Origin of the sequence: Proteus sp. G2626, assembly GCF_009915985.1 — a bacterium.
GTDB classification, from domain to species: domain Bacteria; phylum Pseudomonadota; class Gammaproteobacteria; order Enterobacterales; family Enterobacteriaceae; genus Proteus; species Proteus vulgaris.
This window is the reverse complement of the sequence record NZ_JAABNH010000016.1, coordinates 16363-38815: the sequence shown is the minus strand read 5'-3', so window position 1 is coordinate 38815 and position 22453 is coordinate 16363. Positions and strand designations below refer to the sequence as shown.

General features: G+C 40.4%; 27 protein-coding genes and 1 pseudogene. 1 reads left to right on the top strand and 27 read right to left on the bottom strand.

Features of this window, described 5'->3' with window-relative positions; all coding sequences use genetic code 11:
- Nucleotides 1-13 precede the first annotated feature (13 nt).
- The 16 genes and pseudogenes from GWJ05_RS08020 to GWJ05_RS07945 form a co-directional block, all read right to left on the bottom strand.
- Complete coding sequence (locus tag GWJ05_RS08020; protein WP_161681303.1) at nt 14-718, bottom strand: phage minor tail protein L; 705 nt, start codon at nt 716-718, stop codon at nt 14-16.
- Nucleotides 719-767: 49 nt separating this feature from the next.
- The gene (locus GWJ05_RS08015; RefSeq protein WP_161681302.1) at nt 768-1058 is read right to left on the bottom strand and encodes a hypothetical protein; all 291 of its coding nucleotides are present in this window, start codon (nt 1056-1058) and stop codon (nt 768-770) included.
- Nucleotides 1059-1078: 20 nt separating this feature from the next.
- Complete coding sequence (locus GWJ05_RS08010; RefSeq protein ID WP_161681301.1) at nt 1079-1408, bottom strand: phage tail protein; 330 nt, start codon at nt 1406-1408, stop codon at nt 1079-1081.
- Nucleotides 1409-4426, bottom strand: a complete 3018-nt coding sequence (locus GWJ05_RS08005; protein ID WP_161681300.1) for a phage tail tape measure protein — start codon at nt 4424-4426, stop codon at nt 1409-1411.
- On the bottom strand, nt 4395-4670 hold the full coding sequence (locus GWJ05_RS08000; RefSeq protein WP_237585105.1) for a phage tail assembly protein T: 276 nt from the start codon (nt 4668-4670) through the stop codon (nt 4395-4397). The genes GWJ05_RS08005 and GWJ05_RS08000 overlap by 32 nt, the downstream gene beginning before the upstream one ends.
- A 65-nt stretch (nt 4671-4735) precedes the next feature.
- Complete coding sequence (gpG, locus tag GWJ05_RS07995; protein WP_161681299.1) at nt 4736-5125, bottom strand: phage tail assembly chaperone G; 390 nt, start codon at nt 5123-5125, stop codon at nt 4736-4738.
- Between the two features lie 71 nt (nt 5126-5196).
- Nucleotides 5197-5658: pseudogene (locus GWJ05_RS07990) on the bottom strand (phage tail tube protein); the annotation flags it as partial.
- 11 nt (nt 5659-5669) lie between these two features.
- Nucleotides 5670-6065, bottom strand: a complete 396-nt coding sequence (gene gpU, locus GWJ05_RS07985) for a phage tail terminator protein (RefSeq protein WP_337247520.1) — start codon at nt 6063-6065, stop codon at nt 5670-5672.
- Nucleotides 6065-6628, bottom strand: a complete 564-nt coding sequence (locus GWJ05_RS07980) for a phage tail protein (RefSeq protein ID WP_161681297.1) — start codon at nt 6626-6628, stop codon at nt 6065-6067. The genes gpU and GWJ05_RS07980 overlap by 1 nt, the downstream gene beginning before the upstream one ends.
- A 9-nt stretch (nt 6629-6637) precedes the next feature.
- On the bottom strand, nt 6638-6910 hold the full coding sequence (locus GWJ05_RS07975) for an ATP-binding protein (RefSeq protein ID WP_161681296.1): 273 nt from the start codon (nt 6908-6910) through the stop codon (nt 6638-6640).
- A gap of 11 nt (nt 6911-6921) precedes the next feature.
- Nucleotides 6922-7272, bottom strand: coding sequence for a DUF2190 family protein (locus GWJ05_RS07970; protein ID WP_161681295.1), 351 nt, complete (start codon nt 7270-7272; stop codon nt 6922-6924).
- Between the two features lie 88 nt (nt 7273-7360).
- Complete coding sequence (locus GWJ05_RS07965; protein WP_161681294.1) at nt 7361-9352, bottom strand: ClpP-like prohead protease/major capsid protein fusion protein; 1992 nt, start codon at nt 9350-9352, stop codon at nt 7361-7363.
- A complete protein-coding gene (locus GWJ05_RS07960; RefSeq protein WP_161681293.1) occupies nt 9318-10808 on the bottom strand; it encodes a phage portal protein in 1491 nt (496 codons plus the stop codon). Before GWJ05_RS07960 ends, GWJ05_RS07965 begins: the two co-directional genes overlap by 35 nt.
- Nucleotides 10805-11020: a hypothetical protein gene (locus GWJ05_RS07955; RefSeq protein WP_004247869.1), complete on the bottom strand. Its 216-nt coding sequence runs from the start codon at nt 11018-11020 to the stop codon at nt 10805-10807. Before GWJ05_RS07955 ends, GWJ05_RS07960 begins: the two co-directional genes overlap by 4 nt.
- Entirely contained in the window at nt 11017-13122 is a 2106-nt protein-coding gene (locus GWJ05_RS07950) for a phage terminase large subunit family protein (protein ID WP_161681292.1), read from the bottom strand. The genes GWJ05_RS07955 and GWJ05_RS07950 overlap by 4 nt, the downstream gene beginning before the upstream one ends.
- Nucleotides 13122-13622: a DUF1441 family protein gene (locus GWJ05_RS07945; protein ID WP_161681291.1), complete on the bottom strand. Its 501-nt coding sequence runs from the start codon at nt 13620-13622 to the stop codon at nt 13122-13124. The genes GWJ05_RS07950 and GWJ05_RS07945 overlap by 1 nt, the downstream gene beginning before the upstream one ends.
- 336 nt (nt 13623-13958) lie before the next feature.
- On the opposite strand from GWJ05_RS07945, the gene GWJ05_RS07940 reads away from it, so the two are divergent.
- On the top strand, nt 13959-14507 hold the full coding sequence (locus GWJ05_RS07940) for a YfbU family protein (RefSeq protein WP_161681290.1): 549 nt from the start codon (nt 13959-13961) through the stop codon (nt 14505-14507).
- Between the two features lie 44 nt (nt 14508-14551).
- Here GWJ05_RS07940 and GWJ05_RS07935 read toward each other — a convergent pair whose 3' ends face one another.
- The 11 genes from GWJ05_RS07935 to GWJ05_RS07890 form a co-directional block, all read right to left on the bottom strand.
- Nucleotides 14552-14971, bottom strand: a complete 420-nt coding sequence (locus GWJ05_RS07935; protein ID WP_161681289.1) for a hypothetical protein — start codon at nt 14969-14971, stop codon at nt 14552-14554.
- A gap of 890 nt (nt 14972-15861) precedes the next feature.
- On the bottom strand, nt 15862-16323 hold the full coding sequence (locus GWJ05_RS07930) for a lysis protein (protein ID WP_161681288.1): 462 nt from the start codon (nt 16321-16323) through the stop codon (nt 15862-15864).
- Nucleotides 16324-16325: 2 nt separating this feature from the next.
- The gene (locus GWJ05_RS18425) at nt 16326-16484 is read right to left on the bottom strand and encodes a hypothetical protein (RefSeq protein WP_006533932.1); all 159 of its coding nucleotides are present in this window, start codon (nt 16482-16484) and stop codon (nt 16326-16328) included.
- Nucleotides 16466-16936, bottom strand: coding sequence for a lysozyme (locus tag GWJ05_RS07925; RefSeq protein ID WP_100160167.1), 471 nt, complete (start codon nt 16934-16936; stop codon nt 16466-16468). The genes GWJ05_RS18425 and GWJ05_RS07925 overlap by 19 nt, the downstream gene beginning before the upstream one ends.
- Entirely contained in the window at nt 16936-17205 is a 270-nt protein-coding gene (locus GWJ05_RS07920) for a bacteriophage protein (protein WP_036904926.1), read from the bottom strand. The genes GWJ05_RS07925 and GWJ05_RS07920 overlap by 1 nt, the downstream gene beginning before the upstream one ends.
- Nucleotides 17206-17415: 210 nt before the next feature.
- Nucleotides 17416-18627: a hypothetical protein gene (locus GWJ05_RS07915; protein WP_161681287.1), complete on the bottom strand. Its 1212-nt coding sequence runs from the start codon at nt 18625-18627 to the stop codon at nt 17416-17418.
- 3 nt (nt 18628-18630) lie between these two features.
- The gene (locus GWJ05_RS07910) at nt 18631-19647 is read right to left on the bottom strand and encodes a nucleoid-associated protein (protein WP_337247519.1); all 1017 of its coding nucleotides are present in this window, start codon (nt 19645-19647) and stop codon (nt 18631-18633) included.
- Nucleotides 19648-19950: 303 nt separating this feature from the next.
- Entirely contained in the window at nt 19951-20733 is a 783-nt protein-coding gene (locus tag GWJ05_RS07905) for an antitermination protein (protein ID WP_161681286.1), read from the bottom strand.
- A gap of 27 nt (nt 20734-20760) precedes the next feature.
- The gene (locus GWJ05_RS07900) at nt 20761-21786 is read right to left on the bottom strand and encodes a DUF968 domain-containing protein (RefSeq protein ID WP_161681285.1); all 1026 of its coding nucleotides are present in this window, start codon (nt 21784-21786) and stop codon (nt 20761-20763) included.
- Nucleotides 21783-21983, bottom strand: a complete 201-nt coding sequence (locus tag GWJ05_RS07895; RefSeq protein ID WP_443094229.1) for a hypothetical protein — start codon at nt 21981-21983, stop codon at nt 21783-21785. Before GWJ05_RS07895 ends, GWJ05_RS07900 begins: the two co-directional genes overlap by 4 nt.
- 18 nt (nt 21984-22001) lie before the next feature.
- Complete coding sequence (locus GWJ05_RS07890) at nt 22002-22385, bottom strand: RusA family crossover junction endodeoxyribonuclease (RefSeq protein WP_161681284.1); 384 nt, start codon at nt 22383-22385, stop codon at nt 22002-22004.
- Nucleotides 22386-22453: the final 68 nt, after the last annotated feature.

The following is a 22453-nucleotide window of genomic DNA, read 5'->3' as shown; positions in this document are numbered from 1 at the left end:
CCTTAGAAGGGAATTAACTGTTACCAATGCGGGACGTGGAGACAAACGCGCCTATACGTGACTCGTTTTTTCGTAACTTACAATCACTAAGACGCTTACCGCATTTATCTTTTAACGGATCGGTAGTTGGCTTTCCCCATTCATCGGCAACAGGAGCCCCTTTGTATCCGCACTCTTCAGAGCGATATCCCCAAGGGCAGATATCTGACAAAATAACGCGACCAGGAAGCATCAATCCGTCGGTTTCACTGGGTGTCGCCAACATAAAGGTAGCAGTCACTGAATTTAAACTGGTCATCTGCTCAATGATCCAGCGTGTCACAATCTCTTGTGACGGGTCGGCATTAGGATTACCTTGGGGAAAATTGACCGCATCTAAAAATTGTGTGCTGACAATGCGACGTACCACCAGCCCACCAATTGCACTATCTAGCTGACTGGCAATACCAGTAATGAGCCCGAATAAATTAGACAATGTAATAGTGGGTCGCCCTGATGGGCCTTTGCCATTGAAGGTAAATCCCTCACCTTTCACAGGGTAAGGTTCATAGGTATTTCCTTGCCAGATTAACGGTTCTTTACGCTGATTGAGTCCATCAAAAAAGCGGTACCGAATACCGCCTATTTTGGTTAAATCAAATTCGTAAAGTTCAAGCAAAGCATCAGTGGAGGAGAGTTCGGTAACACTAATTCGCATTTCAGGAGGAATATGTTGCATATTAGCTCCAATAAAAAACCCGCCGAAGCGGGTCTTTAAGTTAATATTATCATTTCTTCATATCGTTCATATTTTTATCATACTGTCCTTGTATATAATCAAACATCTCTACTGCTCTTAGACACTCTTTGTCTTTTTTATTATCAAGCTTACATCTGTAATAAGTTAATGTATTTATACTTGATACAGCGCTTATATTTTCTACCTGCCAACGGCAAAACTCAGGATCTTTATGTTCCGCACAAGTTATATTAATCGTATCAATAATAAAATCTTTTTCTGAAACTTCAGCTTGTGTAAAAAATGGAAATAATAAAACTATCAATATAAGTTTTTTCATATGTCCTCAATTAACAATATTTAAGATACAACTTGTTCGAATTCAGCCGTTATGTCAGTTCTAATCATCCCTACTGAAGACGACCATTTTCGACATAGTACCTTAACTAAGTCTGATTGATGAGGTGGCTTCCATAAAAATGCGGTAACACCAGCATGTTTTTCTAAAAATGATTCAATCTGTAAGCTTTCACTATTTATATAGATCAGCGTTACATTGTATTTTTTTAGATTATTATTAATACCATCAGGGCGACGCTGTTCATAGCCATCGCCAAATTTCACTGATTTTACTCGAGGCTCAAACTCCTTTTTCATATCAGGTTTAACTTTCCACTTAAATATTTCCATCTACATAGCCCCACCATCACGACGCTGGCTCATAATATAGTCCTGAGCACCTCGTTTACTGATTTCATAAACTTTTTTCAATGCTTCAGGCCCTATCTGACCATTGTTACCGTCATTTTGTATATTAATATGATAATGCTGAGTAACACCTCCTCCCTGATTAGGCATTTTCGCAATAACACCCAGCTTCCCATCAGCGCCACGGCGCAAAGGGAAAATACCTTCTGGCCCAGCTTCTCCCATCAAGCCCGCACCTTTTGCAAACGCAAACATGGTAGGTTTATGAACAATCTGCCCACTGTAAGCACTTAGACTGGCTGAGTTGTAAACTCCACCGTCCGCATTCGCAACTGGCGCACCAAAACCCAAGCCCATCGCTTCTATTCCTTTAACCAAAGACATTTTAATTAAAATATCCGTTAGCATTTTAAGAATCGATTTTGTAAAGTCTTTGAAATTGGCTTCACCCTCAAACAATACGTTGGTTAGTTGGCTACTAAACCCATTAAGCGCCATCGATGTTGCATTTTGTACTTGAGAGTTAACATCAAGTGCTGTGTCTTTATAATTGCCCCATGCTGTTTGGGCACCCGCTAACCAATCAGCCCGTTTCTGATCTTCAACTTCATAGGTCTTTTGTTGTTCAGCTAACATGTTATTCAGATGTGGACTGTCTTTTTGTCCAGCAAGCAATTGGGCGCGCTCTAAGTACCGTTGTTGCTCCCTTGCTGATTTACCCATACTTTCTTCAATAGCTGAGCGCTTTTCCGATTGCTGAGCAATATATTTATCAGCCTGATCTTGCATCTTATTTAAGCGTTCTTGCAAAGCAACTTCATCACCCACTAATGCAAGTTTTTCCTTTTGAGCAAGAATGTTTTCTTTATTGGATAGTAAAGATTTTTCGGCATTAGTTAATCGGCGCGTTAATTGCACCTCTTCTAGAATTGCAAATTGCGCCTGTTCTTTTTGAAGCTCTTTACGTTGTTGACTGATAACATCATTAGCACTCTGATGCTTTTTAAGAATTTCTAACTGAGCTTGTAATGCCAATAAATCACGAGAAGCTTTTTCCTCTTCTTTATCACCTGCTGGAACTGTATATGATTTACTTCGACCAGAACCCGGCATTTGACGGTCTCTTAGTCGATAATTAATCATTTTTTCATATTCTTTATACTCTTCTTCAGATAATGCATGCTTATTAGCGTTTAACTTTGTAAGTTCTGCATTCCTCTTTGTTTCCCAGCTTGCATATTTATTATAGAATTCTTGTTTAATTCGGAATTTATTTACCTCTGATTGGCTAGCTACTTTTTCAGCTTGATCCTGAGCCTTTTTAAGATCAATATCAGCTAGTTTCTCTTTGAGTTCAGCCACCTTGGTTTTTAACTCATCTGGCGTCATATTGGTTTCAGCAAAGAAAATACCTTTTGATGCAGGATTTATTTGGAAATCAACTAATATCCGCTCATATTCGTTAACTTGTTGTCTTAAGTCTTTTGTTCGCCCAATATCAAGCATTGCATCCCAGCTTTTTTTGGCCGCGTCCTGAACCCCCTTCCATGCGGATTCTAAGAACCCTAAATTTTCAACAATATCATTAGCGCCATCATTGATAGATTGCGCATAAGCATCGATTGCCAGCTTAGCTGCTTCTGTTTTATTACCTTGTAATTCGAGTGTTCTGATTTGCTCTAATTGGGATGCTGTGAGATGATGATTCGCTTTTTCTAATTCAAGCGACATTTGAAGTGGTTCATCTTGCAAGCGTTTAAACTGATCAATCGTGGTATCAATCGCCTGCCCAGTGATGTAATTCATCTGTGCGGCCGCTTTTGAAACACGAGAAATTTCATTATTTGAAAATACGCCTGTACCGACCACACTCGAAATGGATGATGCCATTTCACCACGCGTAATACCGCCACCTGCAAGGGTTCGCGCCATTTCATTTAATTGGCTGGCAGATTTATTGGCGTAGTTACCCGTTAATATCAACTGCTTGTTAAATTGGGAAAACTCTCTTTCTGCATCATAAGCTAATTTTGCAACGCCCGTTAAACCAGCAGTAATTCCTCCCCAAATACCACCACGAACCAGTGAGCCCATATTAAAGGAATTGGCAATACTCTGAAGACGGCCAGATAATGACTTGCTGTTTTTATCAAACTCTTTAGTTTCTTTGTTCGATTCAGATAAACGACGAATATAGATCTCAGCTGAAGAACTGACACCAAGTTGAGAGGCTTGATAACGCAACATCTGTTCACGACTTAAATTTTGAGTGGCAACCTGTTCTTTTAGTCGCTGAATAAACCGTGTTTTTTGTTGTGTTAGAGACTCTTCTTCTCGGCGTAACTTCATTGACTCTGAAGTAATAGCAGAAATAAGCACCTGATAATCGCGCTGATGGATAGTGCCTTTCTTCACTTCTTGGTTTAACTGAGCCTGAATGGCTCTTAACGCTGATGCACTACCTGATAATCCTTTAACGGCTTCGATTTGTTTGTAGTATTTTTCAGTATTCGCATCTTGTTGATCTTGTATCGCCTTTATTCTTGATTTAGTGACATTCTGAATTTCGGCAAACTGCTCACCTGTAATTTTGAGCTTGTCATAAGCCTTTGTTGATTTATTTAAAACCTCAGTGAGTTGTTTGAGTGCATCTCTCGTTTGCCCAACACTTTGGGATTGCTCTAAAAAAGCATCTGCTTGTTTGCGTGATTCAATAGCTGCGCGCGCTTCTTCCTGTGCGATCCGCTGATAATAATCCGCTCGTTGTTGCTGAGAAATTTCTTGTTGATTGTTAAGTTCTTGAAGAGATTGCGCAGTACTCTCTGCTGAACTGCGAGCAGTTTGCGCTTGTTGTTCAACCAGTTGAGCCATGCGTCGTTGACTGGCTTCGGCTTTTTCTGCGGTTTCTTGCAGTTGACGTTCAACACGCCCCATTTGCTGGCTGAAATCTGCTGTTTCAGCGCCTAAATTAATCGTGAGATCCGCTATTTGTTGGCTCATATCGTACTCCGCCCGCTATCCCTTCACTGACCGCCATCATGGTTTCATCGTCCATATCAACAGCGGATTTTCGTAACAACACGCTAAAATCCTCTGGAGACAAATTATCACTGCCACCAAAAACACTGGCGACAGTAAAGTTGAGCCCAGAAAAGGCATGATCGATAAGTTGGAGGGTGAAGGGAGTTTCATTAAAGAAGTGTAACCAATCAGCGAGCTCGGTCGCTGTCATTTCGCTGAGCATCCTGCGCCAATCAGCACGTTTAAATTCATGTGACAAACGCAGGATAAATTGATGTTCACGGGCAACTACTTTTCCAGTGACTCTTCCTGTGCATCACTGTGAATATTTTCATTTTCCGCGCTTTCAACTTGTGCCATCCCACTAATCACCAGCACTTCTTTAGCTGCAAGAGCAAGTGCTTCAGGATTCCATGTAGAAAGAACATCATTGTAAATTAGCTCAACATCACCCGATCCACCGTGCGCTAATGAACGAGACACTAACCAGGCATTTGATTCTGTGTTTGCACGAATAATCAGGGCTGTTTTTTTAACGCCTTCCACTTTTTCAATATCGTCGTTTTTTTCTGATTGCTCGACTAAAAAATCAAAGTATTCAATGCGCTGTAGTGCTGACAATTCATACAACACAACAGAACTACCGCCGTAAGTAAACTCTTTTTTATTTAAAAACATACTGTTACCTTTTATTCATTGTCTTTTTTAATAACGGGCGCACTTTTTCCTTGCTCTGACGCTGATTTAATTTCTTCAGCAAGAGCTGGACGACCACTATTAGTGATCTTAATCGTGCGGGTGATCACTTCTTTTGCGGGTACCGTTTTTCCCAGCGAACTGACCCAGCCACGATAAATATCGACTGCCCCATTCGGATAACGAATACGATAGTGGCGAACATCTCCCAGCTGGAACCAATCAACCAGATCTTTTTGTCCTTGCTCACCCGGTTTCCATGCCAGCGTAATATTGGCTTCACCTGCTGATTTTTCCCCCTGAGCAGTCGCTTTCCAATCTGCATCTTCATCGTCAAGATACGTATCGTCATAACTGTCTGCGGTAATTTCACCCGGCTGTAACTCTTTAATTTTTGCCAGTCGCGTCCAATCCGTATCATCAAACGGCGCTTTTAATGGGTCTTCGGTACCGCTATAAATCCAAAGCGTGGTACCAGCACCTTTTACGGGTGCCAATGGGTTTGGTGTAGGCATAATGATTCCTTTTACATTGAGTAACTAATTTGATAATTGAGATCGACAGAACCCCACAACCCCATTTCTTCATCACGATGGTAGTCGTAGCCGTTAGGGGTCATATTTTCGATAAGATCGGACAGTGCGGGAATGGAGGTCAGTGCGGGATAAATCACAGCTTCAACCCATTTATCTAATTCAGCATCAGGGCTATTCGCACTCAGAAAAACTTCTATGTGAACAATCGCTTGCCAGCTATCTTCATCAAGGTTTTCACCTGTTGATACAGCATCCGTGATATACACGGCAACCGCTGGGAAGTCGTTTTCATCCACAAAAAAAGGGCGACCATCAAAGACTGTCGCCCCATTAGCATGAGGCTCAATCGCCCCTTTAATTGCGTGTCGGATCTGTGTGTGTTTGATCACCAAACCCTCCCTTTTATATAAAGCCGTAATTGTTGCTTTAAGGCCGATGCCATTTCTTTAGGCATATCAGATTCAATAAGCTTCTCTGACTCTTCGGTGTAAGCCGTTGTTAACGGTGTGACGAGCGGAATTTTAACTACTTCGATGGGATAACGACTTTTCCCAACGCGCTGAAGAATATGCCAGCGCCCATTATCAAGCTGTTGAATAAAGGCATTAGGAAAAGAAAATTTGCCCACTTTCAACACACTCCCTGCTCCTTTCTGATTACCTCGTTTTCTTGATAGTTGAACGCGAGCACTACCCAAAGCAATGGCGGGTAAATTACCCCGGTTTATCACTAATCTAGCACGAGGCGTTTTATAGCGACTACTCGCTCGACTAAGTCGAACACGTTGACGGATCAGGCGTTGAGGCACTTTGGTTTCAGCTGAAACCCGTTTAACACTATGGCTAATGACACGGCGAGCAACACGGTTGATCGCCATTGCCGTTGCTTTCGGTACCATTTCATCATTAATGCTATTTAGGTTTTTAATGGCTTGCTCTAACCCTTTCATATCACCCACCTATTTAATCCAAATATGTGGTTTACCATTAAACTTTTGATATCGCGTGATTTGGTAAGTTTTGCCATCAATTTCAACCGGATCCTTACGGTCAGGTTGATAGGTTGACGAAAAAATAACATAACTCACCCCATCACCGCTCATCGGCCCCAATTCAGGGATAAAGTGAGATTCTAGTGCTTGATAAAAAACACCATTTATACGGATGGGAACCCCCATCCGTTCTTCGGTCACGTTATCCATTCTTTTTACCAACCGCTCAAATGGATTCATCGGTGTTGACCTTAACCTTGAGGTGCGCCAGTTGATGGCACAAAGACATTGAGTTTAACGGTGACATTTTCACTCGATGCATCCGCATCATCCCAAACCACACCGGCAGGTGTACCACCTGTATCTACCACGATATTGTCTTTAACGGACGCCGTAGTGCCGGCTTTTAAGGCAATACCAGCTTTCTTATTCAGCAAGAAAACACCTTCTGCAAAACCATCACCGGTTTCGTTAGGTTGAATATCCGTGATCGCAACACAAGCAATAGCGCCAACGTGCACCAGTTGACCACTTTTAATGATCTCTTTTGTGCCATTAATCAGAGCAATTGTGCCACCCTGTTGTACATAATTCTTAGCCATAAAAACTCCTTCCGATGCCGAAGCACCGGATTTTAGATATAAAAAAAGCCCATAAGGGCATCAGGACAAATCAAAGAAAAAAGATGTCCTACTTACCAGTTACTTTAAGCAGACCGCGATAATCAACCGGTGCCACACCTGCATCAATACGTACCTTTGTAGTGACACCATCAGAGGTAAAACCTTCAAGCTGATCAATATACGGCACATCAATCCCGTTTAAGTACGCCACTTCAATGGTGTCACTGCCTTGGCGTGAGGCCATATACCAATCTTTTTCGCTTGCATCATCTAAACGAGGCTCAGCGATAATTTCCGCTAAATCGCGCACTGGGTTAATGATATTAGAATTAACATCCGCGCCTTTCACGCTGCCTGATTTAACCACTTGGATAGCTTGTGTTTCTAGCGTGGTCGGTACCAACATAAAGGCAGGGCGAATATTGAGTGTACGCTCACCTTCTTTTTGTTGACGCATAGCAGTTCGACCCGCACTGATGGTTTCTACATCCATCCCGCCGGTGATCATGTTTTTATGATCGGCACTAAATAGTGCTTTTTTATCGCTCATTTTTTCATTGTCGATAAGCACCGCATACACCAAATCACCGACAGTGGCTTTAGCTGCACGACCGAACTTCATTGGCACATCTGTCAGCATATTCATATCATCATTGATGATGGCTTGACGGGTAATGCTAAATAACTCACCGTAGGTCGCCAGTGCGATGGTTTCGCCTTTATCATCCAGCGTAACGTACTTATATTCTGCTCCTTCACGCACTTGACGTAAGGAAGGGAATGCCCCCAATCCCACACGATGTGCAGTTTTAAAGTCACTGAGTTGCCCTTTTTTCGTCCATTTTTCAAAGGTTTCGTCGTTTTCTTCCCAGCCGAGCAAAATCGCTTTATTCGCGACATCCAGCAGGATATTACCGAAATCAGAGGTGCTGTGCGTAAAGGCCATACCGATCATTTGCATCGGATTATACGTGGCCACACCGATGCCACGCTCTGTCAGTGATGCGCGCGCTAATTCACGCAGTGTCATGCTGTTATAGGCGTTATCTTTTTCATAATCCTGATAACCCGCACGCGCCATAACAGAAGCACGCACACTGTCACCGACAATATTGCCGTTTCCTGCATGGATATGTTGCATATTAACCGTATTTGATGGTTCAGGATTTTGTTGTTGTGCAACCGTGTTAAGTAATTGCTCCCGCGCTTTCTCAACAGAACAACTCGCATCCGCTAAACAAGTGATCATCAAATCATTATGACGACCTCCGAACATGGCAAATAAATCTTTAATCCCATTTAAGCGCACTTGCTCATCAGCATAGGAGACATTAGGTTGAGGCGCAGGTGTCGGCGCTGGATTAGGTTGTTGAGTAGGACTCGTCGTGTTTTTAGGGATAATTTGATTTTTAATTTCACTTGGCATAGATGAAAATTCCTCAATTCGTTTAGATGTAAGATTTGCCATTGCTTTCACTGGCTCAATCACTTTATCGGCGAAACCGTGTTCAACACACTCATCGCCATCAAGCCATGTTTCCTGCTCCAACATGGCGGTCATTTCTTCTGTTGTTTTTCCTGTTTTGGCCACATAAGCAGGAATGAGTACGTTTTCTAACTTGTCGAGCAAGTCAGCATATTCACGCATATCATTCGCATCTCCCCATGAAACACCCCACGGTTTGTGGATCATCATCATGGCATTTTTCGGCATAATGACCGTATCACCCACCATCGCAATGACCGACGCCATTGAGGCGGCCAAACCATCGATATAAACCGTGATTGTCGCGGAATGATTTTTAAGTTGGTTATAAATGGCAATACCATCAAACACCTCACCACCCGGTGAGTGAATATGCAGATTGATATGGCTGAGATTACCCAGCGAGAGTAAATCTTCTGTAAAGCGTCTTGCGCTAATTCCCCACCCGCCGATCTCATCATAAATATAGATATCTGCGGTTTGGTCTTCTTTGGCCTGCATGCGAAACCAGCTTTTTTGATTTACTGGCCTCGACATTTTAGGCATCGTCATCAAGTTCTTGTTGCTTAGCATCTTGTGCCCCTTTGTCATTAGAAGGATCAGTATCAAATACCAGTCCTAATCGTTTATTTTCGTCAATTTCGGTTTTACGACGACGTTTCACATCTGCAGGGTTTCCCCCTTTAGCACGTATCCAGTCGCTTTCTGTTGACGCCCCACCACGTAACAAGGTTTTCCATGCCTCAGACTCTTTTTTCGGGTCAATCCACGGCATTACGGGGCCACTGTAAACCGCATTAAACAGTGATTTAGCGTCAACATCAGGAGGCACTGCGATCACACCACTGGCTATCGCCATTTTTAACCAATTGCGATACATCGGACGGCTAATACCCGCCACAAAGGTGTCTTGAAAAATGTTATAACCTTCAAACGACTCCACCAGCTCTTGTCGTTGAGCGCTATATGTGCCGTTATAGTCACGGGCGATACTGGAATAACTGCCTCGACTGCCCGCAGAAACCGCACGTAATTGCCCATTGCGAAAAGTTTGTAGATTAGGATTCGGTCGGTCTGATTTGATCATACCTACTTCTTCACCCGGTTTTAATCCGTCGTAAATCATGCCCGGCTGAATATCGATGTTACGTTGCTCATCTTCGTCGTATTCGCCATCAGGGAAAGAGCCAGCATCGCCTTTTTTAATGTACATGCCCAATGAAGCTGCAATACGTGCAGAGGTTAACTCCGCATCTTCGTAATCTTTTAACGCACTTAAGCGCATTAAGATCCCCGAAAATAAACTGACACCTCGCGCTTGATGAAGCCGACGGGTGAATTTCAGGTGCAACATATTTTCGGCATCGATGGTTTTAATATCCCCTAAATTGGCACTGAATTGAGGGAGGTTTTTATACACCTGATACCCTGTGGGTCGCCCCCACTCATTGAACTTAATGCCTTGGATAATCTTACTTTCAGGCATATTCATGTGGATCGGCACAAAGTCAGGCTCTAAGGCTTCGAGCCAAAAATAGATATTGGCTTGAGGTTCTAATCCTTTGGCTTTACCTTTGACGAGTTGAGCAAAGACTTCACCATCACGTAGCCACGTTCTCACCAATAAACGCTCTAACACTGGGCGACTAAATTGCCCTGTCACTTCGGGTAATACTGACCACTCAGCCCAAGCTTGGCGAATTTGCGACGCTAAATCCTCATGGATTTGCCCTGCGCCATCTAAGGGCTGAGGCTCAACAATAATGCCCTTCGCCCCGACAATGCGCTCCTCCATCTTGTCGAGAATGCCGATAGAAATATCGTGATTGTTATCTAGCCAGCGCGCTTGCTCCCGTAATGATGTGCCACCAAATTGAGTCAGCTGGTTGCCATTGCGATTTTCACGTTTAGCGGGATGTGTGCGAGTGGGTAAAACGGCTTCATAAGCTTTAATTTGTAATCGAGAGCGGAGGCGCGAGGCTTGCCAGTTTGGCGCAAAATAACCAATGGCGTTGTCTAATAATGTCATCGAAACCTCGCTAATTTATACATTGGATTGCCTCGTTTTCTCGATATCAATGCCGATAAACGTGACTCCCAACGCTCACGGCCTTTAATGATCTCGTTGAGGTTTTCCATTGTCATGGCTTGCCCATTAAAGGTGATGGACTTGCCTTTTAATACCGCCTCTTCCGCTAAACGGTATTGCTCAATCATGTGTTCAATTTCTTCTTTCGTCATATCCAGCCTCCGCTGTTTGATACCGGTACCCATGCTGATACGGCAGGCGTTTCCTGTTTTTGGGTTTCGGGTGAGGGTTTTATTTCAGGCTCTGGGGCGATATCGGCAATTGACGGAGATGAGGAAAGCGTTACATCAGGCAACCTTGCCCATTTAGGCGGTTTTTCCCAATTGATACCTTCGTACCCTTTTAATATCACCAAGGCATGGGCGTAAACCATCAAGTCAAATGCCTCATTAGCGCCTCGACCCGGTTTTTCCCAATGCCCTTTTTCGTCACGCTCTTCATACGTCAACTCGTCATAGAACGATTCATCCAGCCAATCAGGGAAATGAATATAATTAGGCCCGACGGTATCGCGCGATAACGCAGAGCTGATCCGGTCTTTAAGTTGGTCAGTTTGCAGTAAATAAAGAGGCACATCCCCTTTCGCTTGAGCGCGCCTTTCGGAACGGCTGGTGTTATCGGGGAATGATTTGGTGATTAACTTACTGCGTTTATGCCCATCCCCTTTAAAGAGATAAACTTTACGATGTAGCCCTTCTTTTCGACAACGACGCCAAAATTTATAAGCATTATCAGTAACGCCATCTTCACCACCGGAGTCCACCCCAAGCATCATGATCCCCATTTCATGATGAGAATAGTGCTGTAATGGGTAGGTTTTCTCTAATACATCGGTGATTAATACTTGCCAATCTTCGGGATACGAACCCGGATCAATTCGACGACATTCACCGTTGTTGTCATAACGAAGAGATTGGGTGATTTCAAAGCGGTCAATCACCCAGCGTTCGCCTTTTTCACCGTAACCGACCACCTGAACCACAAAGCGTCGTTTTTTACCGCCCTGTACGTCAACTGTGGCAACCAAGAATCGTACGCCATCAGGAACAATCAATTCGCCTAAGTCTTCAACACGATTGATTAATTCATCACTCTGACGCTGTTCTTGTGCAACTTTCGGCAGATAAGGCAAACCCCAGTCTGTATTAGTCACTGACTTTAATGTTTCTTCACTGCCCGTTAATTCATATTCTTGCTCTGCACCAACAAACTTATTTACTAGTTGAGCCCATGTTTGATAAGCGGCAGCTGGCCCTTCCATCCAAAATGATGCAAATCTTGAGTAGCGAGGGTTACCCGTTATTTTCCCTGTTTTATCAATTGATTGCCCCTCTATCAGCCATACGCCTTTATTGTTTAATGTTCTTTTTTGGTCATGTTCTATCTTTGATAAACAGTGAGGGCATTGAAGATAAGCATTTTTACCTGCTTCAAAGGGATCGTCCGTTAATGAAAATCCAACCATGTTATCTTTTATAGGTTGAAAATATTCACCACAATGTGGGCAAGGCCAATACCAACGACGGCGATCACCACGGTTATAAAGTGATAAAATACCTGTTGTTGGCGGGGCTTCATGAGGTAACGTTCGACTCCACTTTGTATTTGTTATTTCACGACCAGGAGAGCTCTCCACCAGCGTCATGCCAGCTGACATAAAAGTGGTTGTCCGTTTTGATGCTAGCGAAAATGCATCACCTTCACCGTCAATGTTCTCAGGAAAGCGGTCATAATCAGTTAAAGCAACAAAACGATAATCTGATGACGACATAATATTGACAGTTGGCCATCCTATTTTTAGGTAATTTCCCGCTCTAAATGTTTTATCGTGAACGTTATTATCGTTTGTGCGAGGACTTAACCGCTTTGATACCTCTTTACTCACTCTAAACGTTCTATCCAGCCGTTTTTTAGAGTGCTCTCTGGCTTTATCCTCTGTCATTTGAATTAATAAAAAATCAGCAGGATCACAGACAATGGTGTAAACAATCCATCCATCAATTAGCGCTAAGGATTTACCTGTTCGAGCTGGGCCCACAAAAATAACAGCATCATATCGCCTAGATGTTAAACAATTCATAGGCTCAATAATGTAAGGTGTTAATGTGTCATCCCAAGGTAATGAGCTACCACCATCAAGAGGAACTCTCATATATTTTTTAACGGCTTCCGCGACAGGTAATCTGTTTGGTGGTTTTAATAGTGTGGATACATCACGCCGAATGGATGAAGCGGAAGCAAATCTTACTGTCATTATTCCTCCATCGCTTCTGCATTATTCACTTCACTGGATAGCAGCTCTCTCATTTCATCAATAACAATTTGAACCTGTACTAATTGTTCTGCATTCCATCCGTGATCTCGCTCTAACCTGTCTGGCCACGTTTCCAGAACCTGAGCAATAGCCTTGACAATAACCGCCATTTCTCGATGAACTTCTGATGCCGGAATAAGTTGTTTTAATGTAGTTTCAAATTTAATTCTTTCATTTTCAGACTGATACCAATCTTTTCTATCTTTAGGAAACATAAGGTCAGGATCTTGAATCCCTTCCCCACCTTTACTGTCATCTGCAAAAATTATCGGCCCAACATCTCGCAATGCATAAACAGGGTTTCCTCTGACTGTATTAGCAATGGGAACATTAGCTTCTAATAATCTCTTTTTAACTGTGCCTCGGTTTAGCCCGAATGCCTCAGCAATCTTTGCAACACTCCAGTTATAGGCGTCTCCCAGATTGCTGACATTAGACATCGACACCTCACTTGGTCAGGTGATTTTCTTGTTTTGTAATAAAAATCAATACGATAAATAGCATTGAGGTGACAACAATTAAATAATATTGTCACCTCAATACTGTTTATATCTATATATATCAATCAATTATGAGACCTGTTGCTGACACCATGAAAATCAGAAAACTAGCCGTTTCCCGCGTGCGCGCCGCCCCGTGGAGAGGGTACCCCGCTGGGAGTACCTTTTGAATTAATAAAACTATAAATTGAGACGCATATCCTTTACTAAATATCTAATAAGCATTAAATATATTAATGAGTTATTAATTTAAATATAAAACCAAAAGGTAATATTATGAATGTTAAAGAAAAAATAGACACTATACTTCTTTGCGACATTGCTAAGCACTTAGGTATAGATTCGGATATAGATCCTGATATTATTAAATATGCTATTACATCAGGTAATGAATGGATTATTAATGCTGAATATTCATTTTTATTAGATGATGAATCGTCTAATCACACTAAGGAAGATCGTGATTTTCTTGTAGAGATATTAAATATGTATAGAGGGTTGTCTGCTTCCTTAAGAAAATTTTCTAAGGATAAACAACAGGAGCTAATCAAGAAAAATAATCTCAAATTAATTGAAGATGGTATTCAACTTCCCGGTTTTGATGGAAATAATGAATATAAATACACTAATATTCTTGAGGGTTTTTGGAAAATAAACAGATTCACCGAACAAAAAGATCCTATCTCAAACACCCATTCTCAAACAATTGATAACTATCGTCGCATGATAAACTGTTATAAAAGTTTAAATGTGCAAAATAGAATGTATGATATTACTGAAAGTGAATTTCAAAAAATATTAGATAGCGCACCATATAGTTTTTAATCATTAACTATTTAATTACTAAGGGGGTAATATTGGCCCCTTTTTTACTTCTGACTACACCACGTTCTGTTATTTAGCTCGTTCATAAGTTTAGCCCACGCATGACGTTCAATTTCTCGCGCCTGCATTAGCTCATTGATATTTGCATCTTGTCGATCAGCTCGCATACGTAAATCTGCCAATTGAGCATTGATATCCTGCTCTACTTCACCAATAGCAAGCACACCACTAAATACCGCATCACCTGACGCACTAAATTTAATTTTTGGTGAATCAATAACAGCATCTTTAATAAAACAACCACTTAAGCCTGCAATAAATAAATCGTTACTTTGCTTTGGTTTAATGCTGATATTGATACCCACATCTTGCACCAGTTGTTTAATGCGAGTGAGTTGTTCTTCTAACCTATCTAACTCAGTGGTATCTACTGAGACTTTTAATTGAATAGTATTATCTGACATGATCCTCTCCAATAAAAAAGCCACCAGCGATTAACTGATGGCTATCTATATAAACTCTATCAACGCCACGCAATGAATGATGTTTGTAGAATTAATAATGTCTCTCCATAGTCACGTCCTTTCTTCTACCTACAGCTGACGTTGCTGATAATGACCGAAAATAGCTAAGGCGGTGGTATTCATTGTTTTTGACTCTCACTATGCGCTATCTGTCGAGAATAAAACAGGTCATGGCTAACATAGGAAACAGCGACAACGCTACGTTTTCTTCTATTGGCACGAAATAAAAATAGCAGTATGATTAATATGTATTTATTTTTTGCTTAAATTCAGCCGCCCTGTGAAATCAAACTCACAGGGTTATTTTTATTTTGTATCCATTACACCAATCAAAATTAGATAACTAAGAATAATCTACTAGTGAATATACCTACTTAAGTAATAATAAAAAATTCACTATGTTTGTATCTAATTACATCTTGATAGTATTGCCCAGCCTCCCATGCTGGGCTTTTTTTATTCTTTTAGAATGCTTTTATCCAGTTCTTCACGGAATTTAACTGGATTATCTGAACCTTCTACTGCCATGATATTTCTCCATTAAAAAGCCCCGCTATTGCGAGGCGATTGTTTTCTAAAAACTTACGTTGATTATTAACAGATTGGCTTAGTGGATATTGATAATCTATTGTTTTCACACATACTAGTGAAAGCCCTGTGGGAGCCCAAACTCACAGGGTTATTTTTATATTGCGCTGTTTATTTAGGTAGGAGATAGATAAGAATAATCAATCTGGTATATATATTTACCTAAGCTATACTAAGTAAACATCGCTATACTTTAATTGATATCTTGTTAGTTTGCCCTCGTACCCTACGTAGGGCTTTTTTTAGTTCACACACTCCGTCCTAATATAATCCTGTAATCCCAATATCACTTGCTCTGATTCTGCAATTCGCTCTCGGAGTAACCAATAATTTCTGATAGCGGTGTCAGTAGGTCTGGCGGTGGTTGCATCATCCATGCTGGTGGTGGGATTGCTGGTACTCTTTGGACAGTTGGCTTTGATGTACACCCGCTCAGGATTACGCTCACTAATATCACGCAAGCGACTAATTTCATTCTTTGCATTAACAAGCTCCTGTGTGTGCTTTATATCAAGTTGATTTAGTCGCTCTATGCGAACTTGATAGTCTGCATTGATAATCTTTTGCTCTTCGAGTGTGGCTGTAAGTTCTTTGTTTTTTTCTGTCAGTGTGTTAATTCTTTTAGCTTGTGCATTAATCAGCACGCAACCACCAGCAACAATCCCCACTATCACAATGACAATGTAAAGTTTCCAATGCTTCATAATTAGTACCGATGATGTGAGAGAGCTATCTGACAGCGTTTTTCTAAACTGGCTTTGTCGTTAACACATGAATTATCAATTGAGAGATAAATGCCACCAGCGACTGTGATAAGTAATGCGAGGATAAAGCTAATAACGATAATTAAAGGTTTCCATGACATAGTGCTGACTCCGCATCTCTACGACTGACTAACCCTCGCCATACCTTGCCACCTGCATAAACCCAGCGTTTCATTTCTTCACAGGCACCATACTGATCACCTGCATTTAATTTCTTTAGCAATGTAGAACGTGCAAAAGCTGTGGTGCCGACATTGAAAGCGAAGGAATATAGAGAAGCTTTTGTTTTATCATCCAGTGGTACTTTAACCAGGACATCAACTTGTTGTTGCGTTCTGATAAAGTCTTTCTGAAGTAACTCGTCACATTCTTGCTGTGTGTATGTCTTACCTTGAATAATGTCTTTGCCTGTATGCCCATAACAAACCGTCAGAATTCCAGCAACATCACGATAAGGTTCATAACGAACACCTTCAAAGTAACCAATCACTGTTATCGCAATACTTACCGCACCAGCACTCGCAACTGCAGCTACCTTTTGTTTTAGATTCATTAAATGTCCTTTTTAGCTTTAGTCAGCATTTCACCAACTATCTTTTCTATGTCTTGCGGATCACTAGAACAATTTCGATGAACTAATTCAGCAAATAACGCTGTTCGTTTTCGTTGTTCTCGCTGTGTCATAAAGTAAGTTGCTAATCCAAGGAGCATGCTGAATCCCATCCCTATTACAAATCCCCATTCATAAAGTGAGAGACTTGCAAAAAAGGCAGTTAAGCCAGCCGTTCCGTAGGTAGCATTGGTTAATTTTTCCATGCGCATATACACCCCCTACGGAGTGTCCGAGTTTAGTTAAAGGAATACAGACACACAGTTATTGTGTGAAGTGGTTAATGCGTGATTGATTCTGTGGCTACGTATTTTTATACATGAAGCTAATGTATTAATTTGATTGCTATGCGTTAAATTAATTTAACATATATAAAAAAAGTCACCGAAGTGACCTTTATAAGAAAACTATGATATTGATTATTAATTAATTAGATCTACAAATGATGCAAACCAACTGCAATGATTAGTAACATATACCAACACAGGCTCAGTGACTAAAATGTAAGCAAACACTGTTGATATTAACCCCACAAACAATATAACTCCAATAATTCTAAATGCCCAACGTTGTATGGTTAGTCGACTCTCGATTGATTTAAAAACACCATCAATATCATCCTTGATAAATGAATACTCTTTATTTATTTGCTTTTTCTTATGTACTAATTCTTCACTTATAACCTTAAGAGTTTGTTTTTGATTACATAAAACCAAAAAAACCAAACAAATAAATATAAAACATCCTAATAAAATAAAAGTATTAGTTATTCCTTGCCCTTGCCATGTTGATGCTTTTTTAAACTGAGTAGCAACTATGATTGATGCGACTGGAATACCAAGTATGTGATTTTGAATATCTGAAAATGCTTTATGTATTTTCCCCATTTCTTCTACTTTAGCAGTACGAAGTTGATCCATGATCTTATCGTATGAAAATCCTGACGCAAAAATCTTATACCCCTTTAAAAACTGTTCCTTAAGTTTTTGAAGGTTATTCAACATATATTCAAATTTCTCTTTATCATCAATATCTTCTGTGACTACTTGAATACTATTAACTAAAATATCTAACTTTTGTTCTCTATGAGTATCTTCTTTAAAGCACGAGATTAAGTTTTCTAAAGATGTATTATCTAGTTCCCTTATAGTTTCATAGGAGTAGCGTGGAGAAAGTTTGAAAACCTCAGTACCTAGAAAAATATACTGATATGTAGTTTTATCAAAATATGCCGAATCTTCTTCAAGGAGAGATAAAAAACTAATTACCATTCTATAATTTTTAATATCTTGCGGAACTTCCGTGTCCTTTTTTGAAAATTGAATATCAAAAATAAAATAGTTATCCAGCTCCGTACACAGATTTTTGGGAGCTTGTAGCATTCCTCTTACATTACGGAAAACACTTCCAAATGACGTTCTTGGCAACTCAACGGTTAAACTAATTGTTTCCCCTGCAACTAAATTTCCTGAATCAAGCATAATTCCAAATTTTCGCTCATCCTTAAGCAATTGGTCGATAAAATCGCAATCGGTTTGATCTTCAAGCAAAAAAGAACCAGTCATTGAGTCATCAGTAAACTCAATTCTTCTATATAGTTCTATAAGTTGCTCAAATGAAATGGAACCGCTCACAAATCAAACCTCATCTAAAAATATCTGCCGAAGCTCATCTGAAATATTTCTGAGGATAATTTCATTATTTTCCTCATTGTATTCTACTGAGCCATTATTTATACCAGCTCGATCAAATTTCAATTCCCAATATTGTGATTTTCCTTTAAAACTAACCAAGCCACGAATTATACGACCATCAGGGATGAAGCCATCTGATAATTCAAGCTCTTCTGATGCTAGTTTAGCAGATAAAGTATCAGGATCATGTGGCCATACTGAATTAACAAATGTATCTAAATTTAAAGGCGTTGTAGACTTACTCAGGTCTCTTAAATGCTCAAAAGCTCTACTGAGAAAGCTTTCTTTTTCCTCAGCTTCAAGCCCTTGTTCAGTAACAAATGCCTGAAGAGCATTTTTTAGTTTTTCAGATTCCTGCTTTGCGATCAAAACGTCATTACACCCTAAAAAACGCTTGAAATAATTTGAAACAGTACTCTGACCTTTAAGAAAACTAATATAACGTTCAGCACCATTTTGCCAAGCAGTTATATCAATTCGTCCAGCAACTCGTAACTTTGCAATATCTAAATATACACTGTCTTCAATAATAAAATTATCATTAATTGCTGAGCCTGTTGTAGCATTTACCATAGCAATAAGTATATGTTCATGTGACCCAATAATTATATGAGAAAATAGAACGTATCCTCCTGTTGCCATGGTCTCCTGCTGTGAACGATCAACGAGATGATTCATCATACGAACTGAAATGTCATAAAATGAGTCAGGAGCATTTAAATAATCAGCGACAATCCTTTCCATTGGATAATTATCTGTATCCCCCTCAAAATGACCATACCCCTTACCAGTCCTTCCGGAATAACGTTCACAAATTGCATCAATCAATCTCTGAGATGCATTGGTTACAGTATTCATTGTTGGACTAAGAATTTGTGTTGCGTCACCATGCTGTTCTTTATCAAGAAAATGAACAACTACATTTCTTACTTCAATTTCAATAGATTCGTCTTTGCTCACAACAAATTCCTTTAATTTATAACGTAATTAACCTAACGCTTTATATATGTGCAATTATTAATCACATAACTCAAATTATTTCGTAGGTTACCACATAAAAAATAAAGGCAAACAAAGGTAGTTCAAAATCTAGCTCTATATCTAAAAAATAATTAATGTATTTGGAAGTATTTAAAAAAACAAAGACCCCACATAAGCGAGGTCTTGATAAAATTCAGTGTGGTAAGTAATAAATCGCCCACTATTTAAAGATGATAAGGCAATCTTATTCAAAATGCAATTTTTAACTGTTTATATAACCAGTCATCTTGTAATCTTATTAAATGCGACTTCCGCACCACTCTCTTCAAGAAAGCATTTACTAATTAACTTCTCATAGAGCGGTTTCCAGTTACGAGACCATGTAGGTTGGGTTAGCTCAGGTACTATATGTTTTATTGCTTGGTATGCGACTGAAGATGGCATTCTCTTGTACCCCCTACCAGTACAGCGAGGGCAATCTTTAAATACAGGTACACCGCCTTGTAATTCCGTCTGCTCTTCATCTAAAACCTTTCCGCGTCCTTTACAGCGACAACGATAGGTTAGTTTTCCTTTTCCATTGCAGGTTTTGCATAGCTCACCGACATTTTCTTTTTCAGTCCAAGGCTCAATGATGACAGTTCCATCAATACTTGTTTTCCCTTGGTACTTAACGACATCTTTGCGACTGTAAATTAGTCCTTTGCCTGCACACACAGAACATTCACAAACCGAACCTGCTGAACGGGCATAATCTTCAAACGCCATTTTTGCGAGGATCACTAAACAGTAACCCAACTTATTTCCCGCCGATTTAGCCACCAGCTTGGGGGTTACTTTAAGTGCATATTGTGTTAACTGTTCTACGGTGCTGAACTTATCTTTTTCACTCACGTCATTCTTCGCAAAAAAAGCAGATATGCCAAACTTAGCGCGTTGTTCTGTCATACCAAGCGCACCTGCAGTATCCATTCCTTTCATTCTGTCAGGATCTGTACAGTTTGGTGTATCGGTGATCATCGGTGACTTTGGATAAAATTGTTTTAATGCTGACTCTAATTTCATGCTAATACTCCTCGTGCCGTACACACGTTAAATAAATGCACCGATGCCTAATGAACGGTTTAAAAAATGAAACAACAATTCGATTTGATTGTCGTGAGTGGCTTCCCATTGCTTCGGGTCTCGATGCAACTCGTCATGATGAATACGACACAATGGAATGGTGAATAAGTCGTGAGCTTTAGTACCCATGCCTCCCATGCCATGACCTATGATGTGGTGCGGATCATCAGCCTGTTGCCCACACACGCAACACGGTTGAGTTTTCACCCATTGAAGCCAGTTGGTATTTTCCCAACGTTGCATTTTAGGTTTAAGAAGAAATGACGCTGGTGGCTCCGGATCAACAGCAACTTTAATAATCGGCTTTATCGCATCTAAACGTTCATTCATTGCGGATAATGCTGTCACGTTGCTTGGGATAATGTCAGCTTCAGGAAAACCACCATGGACTCTGCGTTCTTCTTGTTTATCTGACCAATTTAAAATCTGGCGCAATATCGCTTCGGGTAATTCATCAACCAAACTATGCATTACTGCAAATGAGAAAAAATCAGGTATCGTTAGCTGGTGGCCATTATCCAATCTCAAGCGACTACGAATAGTATCCAACATCCAATTGATACGGTTTTTATGGGCCAATTCAGCAACCCAACCTGCTGATGAATGGCGAATATGATTATCGTGATGCCAGCAAGTGCGGATCACGCCAGCTTCATTAAATGTCGTTACTAATTCGTGATGATGGTAATTATCTTCATCATTATCAATCTGGCAGCACTTGATATTACGGATAACCCACGTATCCATCGGTGATACTTGATCTATGGTGTGGATTACTTTTTTGCTATTAAGAAATTGAATGATGTGCTTATTGTTTAAAATTGGCTGTTCATCACCCGTTAATGCGCCTGAGGGCAACACGTCTAAACTTTTAGGCACATCACTAATAATCACACGATGGTGATTTTTAAATTGCTCAAGTAATTCAGCACCAGGTTTAAGCAACACAACACCAAGTTCTGGCTGAATATAAGGCGTTAATAATAATTTCATGCACTCACCTGTTTATTCAGCATCACCATGCGGATCAATTCATCCGTTTTACTCTCAAAGAAATGGAGTTGGATTTCACGAGGATTATTAGGACTGGTCATGTTCTTCCCAAGCTGACAACATCTAGCAGTAGCAATAGGCGCTCCTGTGATCTCAGGAGCGATCGAAATTTCATCAATAACAATTAATCCATTCATGTTATTTCTCTCCACGTTTTACTCGTGACCGTACATCACGTTATTAAATGAGCGGATAGTGATTTCTAATTTTCCACCCTTTACGACTTCCATTAACATCACATCCATATGCTTTACCTGCTGATCATCTTCCCAAATACCCGCATGTGTTAATGCATCAAACGGGGCTTTTAAAAAGTTATCAATATCTCTGCGCTGTTTTGTGGGCGGATATAAGCGAACCAGGACAGAAACATTTTCTTTAATTACTTTGGGTTTTCGTTTTAACTGCTCATATACAGAAGCAATGGTGTTAATTCGAAACTTACGCCCTTTTTCACTGATCAGCGTTCTACCCTTAATGTTTCTCCAATACGAGTTAACACTAGGTGGAAATGGCAACGTAAGCATGAGTTCAGGCATAAGTCCCCCATAAGCCAATTAGCAATGTCACTACAAACCAAAAACCAACGAACAAAATGTATCTAGTT